This is a genomic window from Peribacillus frigoritolerans (assembly GCF_001636405.1).
Classification (GTDB): domain Bacteria; phylum Bacillota; class Bacilli; order Bacillales; family DSM-1321; genus Peribacillus; species Peribacillus frigoritolerans.
Genome location: NZ_KV440950.1, coordinates 5060221 through 5073779 on the forward strand (window position 1 = coordinate 5060221; position 13559 = coordinate 5073779).

A 13559-nucleotide genomic window follows, 5' to 3' on the forward strand; every position below is an offset into this window, starting at 1 on the left:
ATGTTCCTGATCCCTTATTCACTAAATTGATTAAGCTTTGAATGATAATCCACCTGTCTCCAAAGCTTCCCTAAGTTTCGGTAAAGAAGCTGGTCCCATACCGTGGAATTTCAAAATCTCTTTTTCACTATATGCTGATAGCTGTTGTAAAGAGGTTACCCCATTGCTTTCCAATGCACGTCTGGCCGGTGCCGAGAGCACTGAAAGGAATCCTGTATCAGGTTTTCGTTCCTGCTCACATACAGGGCAGGTCGGACAGTCGCTGGATTTATAGTATTTGTGTCCCTTTTCGCAAGTCCTCAAATTCTTCTTTGAAATGGTCATGGTCAATTTCTCCTTTTCATCTGAATTTTAAGTCCAAACATAAAAAGTTCACCCTTCACAATGAAGCAAATCATTTTAATCCATTTTATCATTAATTTCATTGGAAAAGGGCTGCCGCAGCAACCCTTTGCAAAACGCAAAGTGAGTGATGGATTAACCCACTTTGTCCTCCTTCTTAGCCTCTGTTTGAGCATTTGCCTGTACACGCTTGTCTATTCCAAAAGCGAAATAACTGATTGCTACGATAGCCAGAAAACCTATTCCAACCATAAGAGATATACGTGTGTCATCATTAAACCACATACCGATCAATACCATGACCAAGAAAGCGATGGTCAGGTAGTTTGTAACAGGTGCAAACGGCATCTTGAATGGATGATTGTGCATTTCAGCTTTTTTGACCTTCCTGAATTTAATTTGACTGATCAGAATGACAAACCATGGAATCATTCCAGGAAGTACACTCGCACTGTATACATGCACAAATAAATTTTCTGGTGCAATATAACTTAAAACAACCCCAATCGCTAAACCGACGATCACTCCGAACGTACCGAATAAAGGGACACCGCTATTAGATACTTTTGCAAAGAACTTTGGCGCTTGTCCATTCATCCCTAATGTGTACAGCATGCGTCCTGCACTGTAAATACCACTATTGCAGCCAGACATTGCAGCCGTGATAACGACAAAATTAATGATTCCGGCTGCTGCCGTGATACCAACCTTCGCAAAGGTCGCAACAAATGGACTGCCAATCGAACTTAATTGATCCCAAGGGTAAACGGTTACAATAATGAAGATCGCACCGATATAGAAGATTAAAATACGCCAAATGGTACTTTGAATCGCTTTGGTTATCGTTTTTTGCGGATCTTTTGCTTCACCAGCCGTAATCCCGATTAATTCTACACCTTGATAAGCGGCAACCACCAGTGAGAGAGCAAAGAAGAAGCCCTTCCAGCCGCCTGTAAATAAACCGCCATGTTCCCAAAGATTCGATAACCCTAAGGCTTCCCCACCGTTACCGATCCCAAAGAAAATCAATCCAAAACCTGCAACGATCATTAAAATAATCGTTACGATTTTAATCAGTGCAAACCAAAATTCAATTTCCCCAAAGGATTTAACGGAAATTAAGTTCGCTGCTCCAAGAATCACCATTGCAATTAAACCTGGAATCCAAGCAGGGAGATCAGGGTACCAATACTGCATGTACGTCCCCACTGCAATAATTTCTGCCATCCCGACGATAACCCACTGGAACCAGTTACTCCAAGCTGTCATATACCCTGCCAATGGATGAATGTACTTATAACCAAATGTTGCAAATGAACCTGTACTTGGCTCTAAGTACAACATTTCCCCCATTGCGCGCATGATCAAGAATATAAATAAACCAGAGATCGCATAAGCTAACATTACAGACGGACCTGTCCATTGAATCGTGCTGGCTGAACCCATAAATAAACCGACACCAATCGTTCCGCCCAAAGCGATCATCTGAATATGACGACCTTTCAAGTCCCTATTCAAGTCTTTGTTTGCCATTCCATTTCCCCCTACACTACTAATAGTCGAAATTTTATGCAAGATGCTTATTACACTCCCTATTTAGTATAGAAATGATATAGCAGGCACCACTTTATTTAATCTTTCTTAAAGCCGCCTCATAAAATCACTCTTCACTTTTAAGCATTCCTGACAGTTGGAACTATCCATTTTCATGTTAATTCTTTATTCTGTCCGAGGTGCCATAGAAAGCGCTTACTTTTTACCGGTTATAACAAGTTCACCCCTTAAACGTAAAAATTCCCCTGTATAAAATAACTCGAATAAAAGAGTTTTGCAACTCTTTTATTCGGCTGGCAGGTTTATTACGCTGTTACCAAAAGGGACTTTAATCTCAGCTTTAACAACATATCATTGGTCATTTTCTCCAAATCATATTCCGCCTTGAATCCCCACTCTTCCTTTGCACATGTTGAATCAATTGTATTTGGCCAACTGTCTGCAATGGATTGTCTTACAGGATCGACTTCATAATTCATGACAAATTCCGGTATATGCTTTTTAATTTCGGCTGCGATTTGCTCCGGATCAAAGCTCATGGCAGAAACATTGAAAGAATTCCGATGTTTCAATTTTGAAGCATCGGCCTCCATTAAAGCAATGATGGCAGCTAAAGCGTCCGGCATATACATCATGTCCATATACGTTCCCTTATCAATGTAAGAAGTATAACGCTTGTTTTTAATCGCTTCATAGTAAATTTCAACTGCATAGTCGGTAGTTCCGCCGCCAGGAGGCGTGACATACGAAATCAGTCCCGGGAATCGAAGCCCCCTCGTATCAACCCCAAATTTATGATGATAATAATCACATAATAACTCTCCGGATACTTTATTCACGCCGTACATCGTATTTGGCCGTTGAATGATGTCTTGCGGTGTCCAATCTTTAGGAGTGGTTGGACCAAACGCACCAATGGAACTAGGTGTAAATAATTGGCAATCGAGTTCACGTGCCGTTTCCAAAGCATTGACCAATCCGCCCATGTTTAAATGCCAAGCTAAAAGCGGCTTCTTTTCAGCTGTTGCCGACAATAAAGCGGCCAAATGTATAATCGTATCCACTTCATGTTTTTTTGCCATGTTATACATCGCTTTTTCATCCGTAACATCCAAAACTTCAAATGGACCTGATTGAGCAACATCGCTGTCCGTTTTTCGGATATCTGTCGCAATGATATTGTCAGCTCCATAAACCTCTCTCATTTTTAGCGTCAGTTCTGAACCAATTTGACCTAAAGCTCCCGTTACCAAGACCTTTTTCATCAAAAATCCCTCCCCATGTTTTAAACTCTGAAACAAGCAATCTACTTATATGATCGACATCTCTTTTCCTACTTTTTCATAAATGGCCAATGCGCTATCCAACATCTCTTTTGTATGAGCCGCAGTAGGCATATTCCTCACTCTTCCAGTACCTTTTGGAACGGTAGGGAATACGATGGATTTAGCATACACACCTTCTTCATTCAGTCTCTTGCTGAATTGCTGCGTTTTTGCTTCATCACCTATAATGCAAGGCGTGATCGGTGTTTCGCTCTCCCCGATATCAAACCCTAATTCTTTTAGGCCTTTTTTCAAGTAATCGCTATTTTCCCAAAGCTTATTTTGAAGTTCTGAGCTATTCATCAAAATATTGATGGCTTCTATGCTAGCCGCAACTGCTCCCGGTGTGGCAGCCGTTGAAAATAAAAATGGACGGCTTCTCACCTTTAACCAATCAATCAAATCTTTCTTTCCTGCTACATAGCCCCCCACAACACCAATGGCTTTGGATAATGTTCCAATTTGGAAATCCACTTTATCCGATAACCCAAAATGCTTAACCGTTCCTGCACCATTACCTAATACACCCGAACCATGCGCATCATCAACATACGTAATTAAGTCGAACTCTTCGGCAATCTTCACAATTTCAGGAAGTTTGGCTATATCCCCATCCATCGAGAACACTCCGTCGGTAATGATCATGATCTTGTTATACAATCCGGACTCCTTTGCTTGACGTGCTTTTGTCCGTAAATCGTCCATGTCGGAATGGATAAAGGGAATGATTTTTGCCTTGGATAGTCGGCATCCATCAATGATTGAAGCATGATTCAGAGCATCTGAAAGAATGGCATCATTTTTATCCATCACTCCTGAAATCGCTGCCATATTACAGTTAAATCCAGATTGATAAGCAATGGCTGCTTCTGTATGCTTAAACTCGGCGAGCTTTTCTTCTAATTTGACATGAATATCTAACGTTCCGTTAATCGTACGAACGGCACCTGCACCGACACCATATATTTTCGTCGCTTCTATGCAAGCCTCTATTAATCGTCTATCTGTTGCTAAACCTAAATAATTATTGGATGATAAATTAATTAGCTCCCTGCCCGCAATCGTGATAACCGGACCATTAGCACCTTCCACTGGATCAATAACGTTGTAAAGTCCCTTTTCTTTTAAATCTTCCAAATTTTCTTTCAAAAATTCATTTAATATTTCACTTGACATTTAATATACCCCCTTATTGATGGTTGGAATACATGCAGGATTTTTTTATGTTTTTCACCAATTTTAAAAATATTGTATTTTTTTCCTTTTTTCTAAAAATACACGTGTCTTCTCCAAAAACACACACAGCATTAGCGAAAATCCCTTTATACTAAGTGTTATAACACTCATAATAATGGATAATTTTAATGTTGTCCATATTGTGTGGACAAAAAAATTTGAATTTTTGTAGTTCTTACAATCAACATCCGCCTAAAATGCGTTTATATCAATGAAAATACGAAGAGAATTTCATCAATTTTCCAAGGCAAACGATGTTATATCTACTGGTTTTTTGGAGACCTTAACCATTAACCTAATTAAGGAGGGGTATAGTGAGAACGGAAGATGAAAAAACCTCAGAAGGCCTAAATGAGATTTTTGAGATTATCAATGCAAAAGGTGACATTGGAGAATTAAAAGAAATCGTCCAAAAACCTGATGAACAAACAAACGAAGACAAGTAAACCAAGGGGAGAAATCTCTTTCAGTCAGTTTGTTGACAAAAGGAAGTTCAGAATGGTTCATTCCTGATTATGAACTGTTTTTGAGGCTTATTTCCCTCTCCAGGCAATCGCTTTCCTCGGGGGGGGCTTTGCGCCTGAGGGTCGCTTTTTTAAGCAGGAGTCCCGTTCAACCGCTCCAATCAACTGGATTGTTTTTTTAAGATAAAAACTGTACGAAATACCAAGTCCTCCCAATTATTCTATAGTCATCAAGGGGATTAATTATCCTCTTTTTTGTCTGTTTTACATTGTACTAATGGACGCTTAAGTCCATTACAACAATAAAAAATGAGCTGCTGACCAGCTCGGATATTGAATTGAATCTCACGTCCAAAAAAACAAAAAAGTCATGCAAAGGAATGGGATAAAAGAGTTAAGAATAAGGATTTTCCCTATTTCTCTTCCTTGTCCACAATCCATGCATAACTAACAAATTACTCCTCTACTTCACTAATCCTAGGACAGTAGTGCTCCATAAATCAGATTTCCATGTCCCACCGTTCCTTTTCGGTCTCCTTCATCTGTTTTTCCGTTTTCTCGGGATGGACAGTACGGAATTTATGGTGGTCAGCCGGGATGATTTCGATCATCTTTTCTATTCATATCTTCCGAATCGAATTGGTTTTTTAACCCCTTTTCTTGCTTTTTCATAGCCTCTGCTCTTGTAAAATTCTTTTCTCCATCGTACCATTTCCATTTTTCCTGCCTTGAGGGTCCCTTGTGTTTTTTTACTATTTCGCACTTTCTATCCCTTCAATAACATCATAAAAAAAGATCATGAAATCGTGAAAAGTATTTTTCACGATTTCATGATCTGATTCATAATGGGCATGTTACAGTGTTATCCCCTATATCTTAAAGTTAATCCTTTTAAGAAATTCCTGGCGTATCGATCTCCGCACTCTTTATAATTCCTATGACCCACTTTTCTTAATATAGCGCTTAATTCCCCTTTGGTTATCATGACTCCTGCTTCTTCCAAAATATCAATCATATCCTCACTGGTTAATGATAATGCTATTTTCAGTTTCTTCAGAAGGATATTATTCACACTTTCCTTATGCTTCACAGCCGGTGCCGGACTTTGAGGCTGACCAGGTTTTGGCTCTTGTCTCCCTCTTTTAAAAATGATCAAACCATTTAAAAAGGACTCTAGCATCATGTTATTGCAGTTTACCCCATCATCAGCTTCATCCAAATCATCATATTCTTCATATTCATCATAATAATCATCTTTTGGTTTTGTGAGCATCTGCATGACTTCTTCCATTGTCACTTCGATCTCCCCAAGTTTAAATATCTCAACCATATCTTTATTTTTTATATCCAACGCATATCTTAATCGAATTAATATATCATGATTATGCATCCAAAACCCTCCTATGTATTTCTCGATTTTCACAGTACTTTCATTATTTCACAAATGGTTGGAAATAAACGCAGATTAAAATCCGAGAACCTTTTACAGATTCCCGGATCACTCTGCTTATTCTTTAATCAGCTTCAATGAGGTTACTACTTCCACATGGCTCGTTTGCGGGAACATGTCCACGGGCTGCATGGCCTCCACTCGATATGAAGAGCCCATTTCTTGCAAGTCCTTCGCCAATGTGGACGGGTTGCATGATACGTACACTATGGTTTTCGGTTTAACTTTCAAGATTGTCTGCAGTAAAGATTGGTCACAGCCGGATCTTGGCGGGTCGACGACCAGTACGTCCGGTTTCCAGCCTTCTTTGGTCCAGCGTGGAAGGATGTTCTCGGCTTTGCCTGTTTCATAGTATACATTGTTGCGTTTATGTTTTTTGGCATTTTTCTTGGCGTCCTCAATGGATTCTTTGATGACGTCCATTCCTCTGACTTCCTTGGCGTTTTCAGATAGCCATAGCCCAATTGTTCCAACACCGCAATAAGCATCAACGACTTTTTCCGTGCCGGTTAAGGCTGCTGCTTTTTTCACTTCATCATATAAGCGGACAGTTTGAACCGGGTTAAGCTGGAAGAATGTACGGGCCGATAGTTCGTATGATAGGTCACCCAATGTTTCGTTGATGACTTTTTCGCCTGCCAGGTGAATCGTTTTTTCGCCAAAGATCAGTGATGTGTCCCGGTTGTTGATGTTTTGTACGACCGATTTCACTTCTGGCAATTGGTCACGAATTTGTTTTAGCAACTGATCTTTTTGTGGAATTTCCTCCGCTCCCGTAACAAGGACAACCTGGACTTCACCTGTTTCAAATCCTACCCGTGTAATGACAGTACGGATGACACCTTTTCTTTTTCTTTCGTTATAAATCGAGATGTTCAGGTTCTTCAGTATCTTTTTCACTGTACGTGTTACCTTATTCGTTGCCTTATGCTGTACAAGGCAATTCGGGATATCGATCAGTGTATGGGAATTCATGCCATAAAGGCCCGCAATCAGCTTGCCATCTTTTTGGCCGACTTGGTACTGACTTTTATTGCGATAATTCCAAGGATCTTCCATACCGATCGTTTCTTTTACATTTAATGAAGAAACTGGAAATTTTGAATGACGTTCCATCGCTTGAATGACGATATCGCGTTTTTCAATAAGCTGCTGGTCATAGCTCAAATGCTGCAACTGACAACCGCCGCATTCAGCGTAAACCGGACATGGCGCTGCAATGCGATGCGGTGATTCTTTACGGATGGTTTTTATTTTCGCCTCGGTGAAGTTTGGCTGAACCTTTGTAACCAAAGCTACAATTTCCTCACCAGGTAATGCTCCTGGGACGAAGACGACTTTCTTTTTGAAATAACCGACTCCCTCTCCGTTAATTCCCAGCCGTTTAATCGTAAGGGGAAGGGTTTGATTCACTTCTAGTTTTGTATCTTGAATGTTTGTCATTTCTTTTCACTCCGTTTTTCAATGCTTCTCCACAAATAGAGGGAAGCGTAGCTTAGATATGGAGCCCATTTCACACTATAGGACTCCATTTCTTCTTGGGTTGGCTTTTGCGGTAAGCCATATAATATTTTCAAGGCATTTTGAATGCCAATGTCGGCTTTAGGAAATAGGTTCGGCCGGCCAAGTCCAAAAAGCAGGAAGTTTTCAGCCGTCCATCTACCGATACCGCGTATTTTTATTAGTGTATCCATAACCTCTTGATCGGATAGCTTTTCCATTATATCAAGGTTGAGATGGCCCTGAATGATCTGCTCGGAAAGTCCGATGACGTATTCCGCTTTCCGGCCACTGAATTGAATGGCTCTTAATTGCTCGATTTGTAGTTGGGCGGTTGTTTCCGGTGTCGGATAAAACCAGGCGCCTTCCATCTGGAAGCCGAAGGTTTTAACGAATCGTTCCGTGAGCGTATGGGCAAAAGATAAGTTCAATTGCTGATGTATGATGCATTTCACGAGGCAACTGTAGCAATCGAAGTCCAAGACGATGGCAGTACCGCGGTGCTCTTCGAAGATTTCCCGCAAATCGGATTCCCGGAAGTGCCGGGAAACGCCTTCCAATGGCTCATGCCAATGAAAAACCTTTTTTAACCGTTCGATTGCTTTTGACTTGTACACCTCTGATTGACCTTTGATGATAAAAGATGGTTCATCGATATTTCCTATTGCCTGAACCTGCAAAACGATCGGTTCTTTTTCTATATATAGCGGAACTTTTACCGTCCTGTTAGTAAAATCAACTACCTGAAGTGGGTCTAACGATAATCGTTCGAGAACAAGATTGAAATTATAGGGTCCTTGAACCTGTAATTTTTCTGTCCACACAAGCGATCCATCCTTTAGCAGTTTTCCACGTATTATAGCATGTTTCCTGAAATATTACTTGAAATCGAGAAGAATGGATAAAAGCGGGACCTGAAATATCACGACAGGACCCGCTTCTCATTTTAATAAAGCATTCGGTTCGGCAACTGTTTCGCAATCATTAATTCATCAAGGCTACCAAAAGTGTACCCCTGTTTTTCAAGATCAGTCAGAATCGAGTCCAATGCTTCCGCATTATCCTTCGATACAGTATGCAATAATAAAATCGCGCCGGGATGAATCTGCTTAAGCACTTCATCATGTGCAAAAGCGGCACCCTTTTGTTGATCTACAATCCAGTCCCTATATGCCAGTGACCAGAAGATGTGGTAATACCCTTCTTTTTTTGCGACCCTCATTGTTCTCTCATTAAATACGCCACGAGGCGGCCTTAAATAGTTCATTCCCTTTTGCCCCGTTAATTTTTCCGTTGCTTCTTTTACCCGCTCAAGCTCGGTGCGGATCACATCGTCCGTCACGCCGGTCATATCCGGATGGTTCCATGAATGGTTTCCTACGATATGCCCCTCATTGGCCATACGGACAACAAGCTCAGGTGCCGTTTTTAAGTAATGACCCGTGACAAAAAAAGCTCCAGGAGCACCATGTTTCTTCAGAACATCTAAAATCTGGGCCGTATAGCCATTTTCATAACCGTTATCAAAGGTTAAATAAACGACTTTTTTCTTTGTATCCCCCTTATAAATCGCTTCATATTCAGGCAGCATTTCATTGAATTTTTTTCCGGCATCGGCAGGTGTACCATTTTTTCCTTTATTGAATCCCCAATTATAGGATTCTGCAAAAGCTGGACTGACCAAAGAGCATATCAAGCATATAAAAGCGGATAAAATCACCATTTTTTTCATTGGAATATCCCCCATGTCTTTTTTCTTATTGTTTGAAACATGGAGATTTATATGCATGATATTGTGAAGGTCAAATTCCTCGCAAAACAAAAAAAAGGCCCTTCCTCCGAAAAGGATAGGCCTACATGTTTTGTTTATCCTTTAAATAACGCTTGTGCCGCCTTCCAAATAATGGCGATAGCGAAAATGAGAACGGTTACAATTCCGACTACGTCAAGGAATGTTTCAAGACCGGAGAAAATCGTATTTGCCACAGGAAGTTGGATGAAAGCAAAACCGGTTAACATGGCGATAAAGAATAAGATGTAGCTATTCTGCATGAAAATCCCCCCTTTCTCTTCTAATGTATGTGCGACCATTCCAAAAGATTGTACTTTTTTGAGGTAATTTTCGCCTTTTTTTTCATATACATGTACCAAGGGGGGAATGAAATGCTGGAATGGGTTATCACTCTTGGCTTTGTTGGTTGTCTTGGTTTAAGTGGTGGAGTGTTTGTTCATTTTGTGAAAAGCGGATTGAATTTGGAGGATTCATCAAGGATCGATCCACTGCCGGAAGTCAAAGAGTAAGATATGCAAAAGACGCTCAACCTTTTGGTGAGCGTCTTTTGCCAAACATTTATTTAAATACCGGTTCTTTGAATTGTGCCAATTTTTCCAATGAAGATTGCTGAACGTCTTTATGCAGGCTGTTTCCATGTGAATCCATGGTAACTACTGCAGTGAATCCTTCAACATTCAGATGCCACATTGCTTCTGGAATACCAAATTCAGTGAAGTTCACACCTTCGACGGATTTGATGCAGTCTGCATAATATTGAGCAGCCCCGCCGATTGCATTTAGATAAACGCCGCCGTGTTCACTTAATGCTTCTAGTGTTTTTGGTCCCATTCCGCCTTTACCGATAACTGCACGGATGCCGAATCGCTTCATGATATCGCCTTGGTATGGTTCTTCACGAATACTTGTTGTTGGTCCGGCGGCCTTTACATGCCATTTGCCCTCTTCATCCTTCAGCATAACTGGTCCACAGTGATAGATGATTTGTCCATCCAGGTCGATTGGTGCAGGATTTTCAGATAAGTGCTTGTGGATAGCGTCACGGCCTGTATACATTCTGCCGTTAATATGAACTACGTCACCCACTTTTAATTCACGGATTTGTTCTTCCGTGATTGGTGCTTGCAGGGTGATTTCACGGGAAGCTTCAACGTCCGATTCTGCAGCGGCTGCCACTTCATCCTTCGCTGCTTTTTCTGCTTCCAGAGCAAAGTCGATTTTCTCGCCTTCTTGATACAACCACTCATTGATTTCGCCTGTTTCAGGATTGACTTTCACTCCTAAACGGCGGAACGCCCAGCAGTTGTAAGCAACGGATACGAAAAAGCTTGCCGGAATACGGTGCATGACACCGATTTTACATCCAAGCAGTGTAGTTTCGCCGCCAAAGCCCATCGTGCCGATGCCCAATTCATTAGCAGTCTTCATGATGTAATCTTCAAGTTGACGAAGATCTTCATTCGGATTCACATCTTCATTACTGCGGAAAAGTTGAGCCTTAGCCAGATCATATCCGGATGAACGGTCCCCTCCGATACCCACGCCGATGAAGCCGGCACTGCAGCCTTGTCCTTGTGCTTGGTAGACAGAGTGAAGGATACATTTACGGATTCCGTCCAAATCACGGCCCGCTTTTCCCAATCCTTCAAGTTCCATAGGCAGACTGTATTGGATGTTTTTATTTTCACAGCCGCCGCCTTTTAAGATGAGACGAACATCAATATAGTCTTTTTCCCATTGATCGAATTTAATGACAGGAAGACCTTCCCCAAGGTTATCCCCGCTATTTTCACCCGATAAAGAATCAACTGCGTTTGGACGAAGTTTTCCGCCTTTTGTCGCTAAAATGATTGCATTTCGAATTGCTTTTTTTATTTCAAGTTGGTTGACGCCAACTGGAGTTTTTATTTTGAAAGTCGGCAGACCAGTATCCTGGCAAATCGGTGATACATTGTCGTCAGCCATTGTAATATTATTCGTGATGGTGGTCAGGCTCAATGCAGAACGAGTACCTGCATTTTCACGTTGTTTTGCACTTTTGACCGCACGACGAACATCCTTTGGAAGATTCGTTGAAGTTTCAACGATAAGACTGTACATACTTTCTTGGAATTTTTGAATATCCAAATTTCTCTTCCCCCTCTTATTTCCCCTAGATTAGATTTAATCATTTCCCTGCTTCTCTATAAATAGTGAATGATTCACACCCGTTTTATTATACATCTAACATAATCTTTCGAAAACAAGTAATTATTTTTCTTAATGAACAGCAATTTGGAGAGAAATGAGTAAAGCGCCAGAAATAGCCCATATGTTAAATTTCATCACCAAACATTTCCATCAAAAAAGGACGACGAAGTTTCTCGTCATCCCTTCATGAATATTAACATTGAAAAAATCATACTATCGAAACAGATATTAGTCTTCGCGGGTTTTGAATTGTTCCACTTTGCCTTCCAAATCATCTATCATGCCGATTAAACGGTCTATATCTTCCAACTCCGTATTTTCCGGTTCGATATGATCAAGAACTTCCATGAACATCGTGAGGCGTTCTTTTAAGTATGTTAATTGTTCGTTTTTACCTGTAATGGATTTTCCCATGAGGCACTCTCCTTCCGTTCTTCTTTCATCGTAACGAAATCTGCTTGAAAGTGCAATGGCAAGCTATAAATGCAGCTCTCCGCCATTTGACAATTTTTGTCCCCATTGTTCATAATGGGTTAGTGCATTATTACGTAAGGAGTTTTAAATATGTCAATAATCAAGCAAGATCTTTTAACACCAATTACACCCAAGTATGATCCTTGGGAAGCATATATGGACGTTGAACAATATGGAAAACTCAGCCTTACCAATGTGGAGTTCACCACCACCACCCTTTGCAATATGCGTTGTGAGCATTGTGCCGTCGGTTACACACTCCAGCCCAAGGACCCGGATGCACTGCCTCTGGAATTACTGATCCAGCGCCTTGATGAGATCCCTTTGCTTCGTTCGCTCAGCATTACTGGCGGGGAACCGATGCTTTCAAGAAAACAAGTGAAGAATTATGTTTTGCCTCTTTTGAAATATGCCCGTAGTCGCGGGGTCCGGACACAAATCAATTCCAATTTGACCCTTGACTTGGAACGGTATGAGGAAATCATTCCTTATTTGGATGTTCTCCACATTTCCCATAATTGGGGAACGATCGATGAATTCATTGATATCGGCTTTGCCATGATGGACCGAAAACCATCCCGGGAACAGCGAAAGAAATTATTTGATAAAATGATCGAAAATTCCCGTGCCCTGACAAAGGCTGGTGTACTGGTATCTGCGGAAACGATGCTTAATAAACGGACATTGCCTCATCTTGAGCATATTCACAGGCAGATCGTCGATGAAATGGGATGTCAAAGGCATGAAATTCATCCGATGTATCCAAGCGATTTCGCTTCGGCACTTGAAACTTTATCACTGGACAAAATGCGTGAAGCAATTCATCATTTGCTTGATATCCGGGATGAAAATGTTTGGATGCTTTTCGGTACCCTGCCATTTTATCCTTGCAATAACAGTATAGAGGATATTAAGCTGCTTCAACGCCTTTATGGTTCACATAAAGTGACTGTGCGAAATGATCCTGATGGACGATCACGGTTGAACATCAATATTTTCACCGGGGAAGTGATCGTGACCGATTTTGGGGACGCGCCTACATTAGGGAATATCAAAGATCAGCCCTTGACCGAATCCTATGAAACATGGACGAATTCGAAACTGGCCAATGAATTGAATTGCCACTGCCCGGCAGTCAAATGTCTAGGCCCGAATGTACTCGTCAAAAATGCATACTACCCGAAAGAGGACTTCAGGATCAGGAAGTCAACCATATGAAGAAAAACTCGCCA

Annotated in this window: 14 protein-coding genes; 3 read left to right on the forward strand and 11 right to left on the reverse strand. The window is 41.1% G+C overall.

Annotation, left to right across the window (positions count from 1 at the left end):
* Positions 1 to 30: 30 nt before the first annotated feature.
* The 4 genes from A6755_RS23900 to A6755_RS23915 form a co-directional block, all read right to left on the reverse strand.
* Entirely contained in the window at positions 31 to 324 is a 294-nt protein-coding gene (locus A6755_RS23900) for an RNA polymerase alpha subunit C-terminal domain-containing protein (RefSeq protein ID WP_034305639.1), read from the reverse strand.
* Positions 325 to 477: 153 nt separating this feature from the next.
* Positions 478 to 1875, reverse strand: a complete 1398-nt coding sequence (locus A6755_RS23905) for an amino acid permease (RefSeq protein WP_063592198.1) — start codon at positions 1873 to 1875, stop codon at positions 478 to 480.
* Between the two features lie 326 nt (positions 1876 to 2201).
* Complete coding sequence (locus A6755_RS23910) at positions 2202 to 3161, reverse strand: L-threonine 3-dehydrogenase (protein WP_034305644.1); 960 nt, start codon at positions 3159 to 3161, stop codon at positions 2202 to 2204.
* 45 nt (positions 3162 to 3206) lie between these two features.
* Positions 3207 to 4397: a glycine C-acetyltransferase gene (locus tag A6755_RS23915; RefSeq protein ID WP_034305646.1), complete on the reverse strand. Its 1191-nt coding sequence runs from the start codon at positions 4395 to 4397 to the stop codon at positions 3207 to 3209.
* 374 nt (positions 4398 to 4771) lie between these two features.
* On the opposite strand from A6755_RS23915, the gene A6755_RS28040 reads away from it, so the two are divergent.
* Positions 4772 to 4903, forward strand: coding sequence for a hypothetical protein (locus A6755_RS28040; RefSeq protein WP_283867064.1), 132 nt, complete (start codon positions 4772 to 4774; stop codon positions 4901 to 4903).
* 880 nt (positions 4904 to 5783) lie between these two features.
* Here A6755_RS28040 and A6755_RS23920 read toward each other — a convergent pair.
* The 5 genes from A6755_RS23920 to A6755_RS23940 all read right to left on the reverse strand — a co-directional run bounded on the left by A6755_RS23920 (position 5784) and on the right by A6755_RS23940 (position 9923).
* On the reverse strand, positions 5784 to 6311 hold the full coding sequence (locus tag A6755_RS23920; RefSeq protein ID WP_063592199.1) for a YehS family protein: 528 nt from the start codon (positions 6309 to 6311) through the stop codon (positions 5784 to 5786).
* 117 nt (positions 6312 to 6428) lie between these two features.
* Positions 6429 to 7814, reverse strand: a complete 1386-nt coding sequence (gene rlmD, locus A6755_RS23925; RefSeq protein ID WP_063592200.1) for a 23S rRNA (uracil(1939)-C(5))-methyltransferase RlmD — start codon at positions 7812 to 7814, stop codon at positions 6429 to 6431.
* The gene (locus A6755_RS23930) at positions 7811 to 8695 is read right to left on the reverse strand and encodes a DNA-3-methyladenine glycosylase family protein (RefSeq protein WP_063592201.1); all 885 of its coding nucleotides are present in this window, start codon (positions 8693 to 8695) and stop codon (positions 7811 to 7813) included. The genes rlmD and A6755_RS23930 overlap by 4 nt, the downstream gene beginning before the upstream one ends.
* A 122-nt stretch (positions 8696 to 8817) precedes the next feature.
* Entirely contained in the window at positions 8818 to 9603 is a 786-nt protein-coding gene (gene pdaA / locus A6755_RS23935; protein WP_063592674.1) for a delta-lactam-biosynthetic de-N-acetylase, read from the reverse strand.
* A 134-nt stretch (positions 9604 to 9737) separates the two neighbouring features.
* Entirely contained in the window at positions 9738 to 9923 is a 186-nt protein-coding gene (locus A6755_RS23940; protein ID WP_053533703.1) for a hypothetical protein, read from the reverse strand.
* Between the two features lie 111 nt (positions 9924 to 10034).
* Between A6755_RS23940 and A6755_RS27355 the strand changes: the two genes are divergently transcribed.
* Positions 10035 to 10172: a hypothetical protein gene (locus A6755_RS27355; RefSeq protein WP_174878768.1), complete on the forward strand. Its 138-nt coding sequence runs from the start codon at positions 10035 to 10037 to the stop codon at positions 10170 to 10172.
* A 49-nt stretch (positions 10173 to 10221) separates the two neighbouring features.
* Here A6755_RS27355 and A6755_RS23950 read toward each other — a convergent pair whose 3' ends face one another.
* Together A6755_RS23950 and A6755_RS23955 are read right to left on the reverse strand one after the other, a co-directional pair.
* The gene (locus A6755_RS23950; RefSeq protein WP_034305659.1) at positions 10222 to 11790 is read right to left on the reverse strand and encodes a fumarate hydratase; all 1569 of its coding nucleotides are present in this window, start codon (positions 11788 to 11790) and stop codon (positions 10222 to 10224) included.
* Between the two features lie 291 nt (positions 11791 to 12081).
* Positions 12082 to 12267: an SE1561 family protein gene (locus A6755_RS23955; RefSeq protein WP_034305661.1), complete on the reverse strand. Its 186-nt coding sequence runs from the start codon at positions 12265 to 12267 to the stop codon at positions 12082 to 12084.
* A 156-nt stretch (positions 12268 to 12423) separates the two neighbouring features.
* Here A6755_RS23955 and yfkAB point away from each other — a divergent pair, with 156 nt between their 5' ends.
* On the forward strand, positions 12424 to 13545 hold the full coding sequence (yfkAB, locus tag A6755_RS23960) for a radical SAM/CxCxxxxC motif protein YfkAB (RefSeq protein ID WP_376708046.1): 1122 nt from the start codon (positions 12424 to 12426) through the stop codon (positions 13543 to 13545).
* Positions 13546 to 13559 lie beyond the last annotated feature (14 nt).

What these genes read in the sequence shown, in the direction of transcription:
- A6755_RS23900 (WP_034305639.1), bottom strand. Translation starts at nt 324, where the DNA reads ATGACCATTTCAAAGAAGAATTTGAGGACTTGCGAAAAGGGACACAAA.
- A6755_RS23905 (WP_063592198.1), bottom strand. Translation starts at nt 1,875, where the DNA reads ATGGCAAACAAAGACTTGAATAGGGACTTGAAAGGTCGTCATATTCAG.
- A6755_RS23910 (WP_034305644.1), bottom strand. Translation starts at nt 3,161, where the DNA reads ATGAAAAAGGTCTTGGTAACGGGAGCTTTAGGTCAAATTGGTTCAGAA.
- A6755_RS23915 (WP_034305646.1), bottom strand. Translation starts at nt 4,397, where the DNA reads ATGTCAAGTGAAATATTAAATGAATTTTTGAAAGAAAATTTGGAAGAT.
- A6755_RS23920 (WP_063592199.1), bottom strand. Translation starts at nt 6,311, where the DNA reads ATGCATAATCATGATATATTAATTCGATTAAGATATGCGTTGGATATA.
- rlmD (WP_063592200.1), bottom strand. Translation starts at nt 7,814, where the DNA reads ATGACAAACATTCAAGATACAAAACTAGAAGTGAATCAAACCCTTCCC.
- pdaA (WP_063592674.1), bottom strand. Translation starts at nt 9,603, where the DNA reads ATGAAAAAAATGGTGATTTTATCCGCTTTTATATGCTTGATATGCTCT.
- A6755_RS23940 (WP_053533703.1), bottom strand. Translation starts at nt 9,923, where the DNA reads ATGCAGAATAGCTACATCTTATTCTTTATCGCCATGTTAACCGGTTTT.
- A6755_RS27355 (WP_174878768.1), top strand. Translation starts at nt 10,035, where the DNA reads ATGCTGGAATGGGTTATCACTCTTGGCTTTGTTGGTTGTCTTGGTTTA.
- A6755_RS23955 (WP_034305661.1), bottom strand. Translation starts at nt 12,267, where the DNA reads ATGGGAAAATCCATTACAGGTAAAAACGAACAATTAACATACTTAAAA.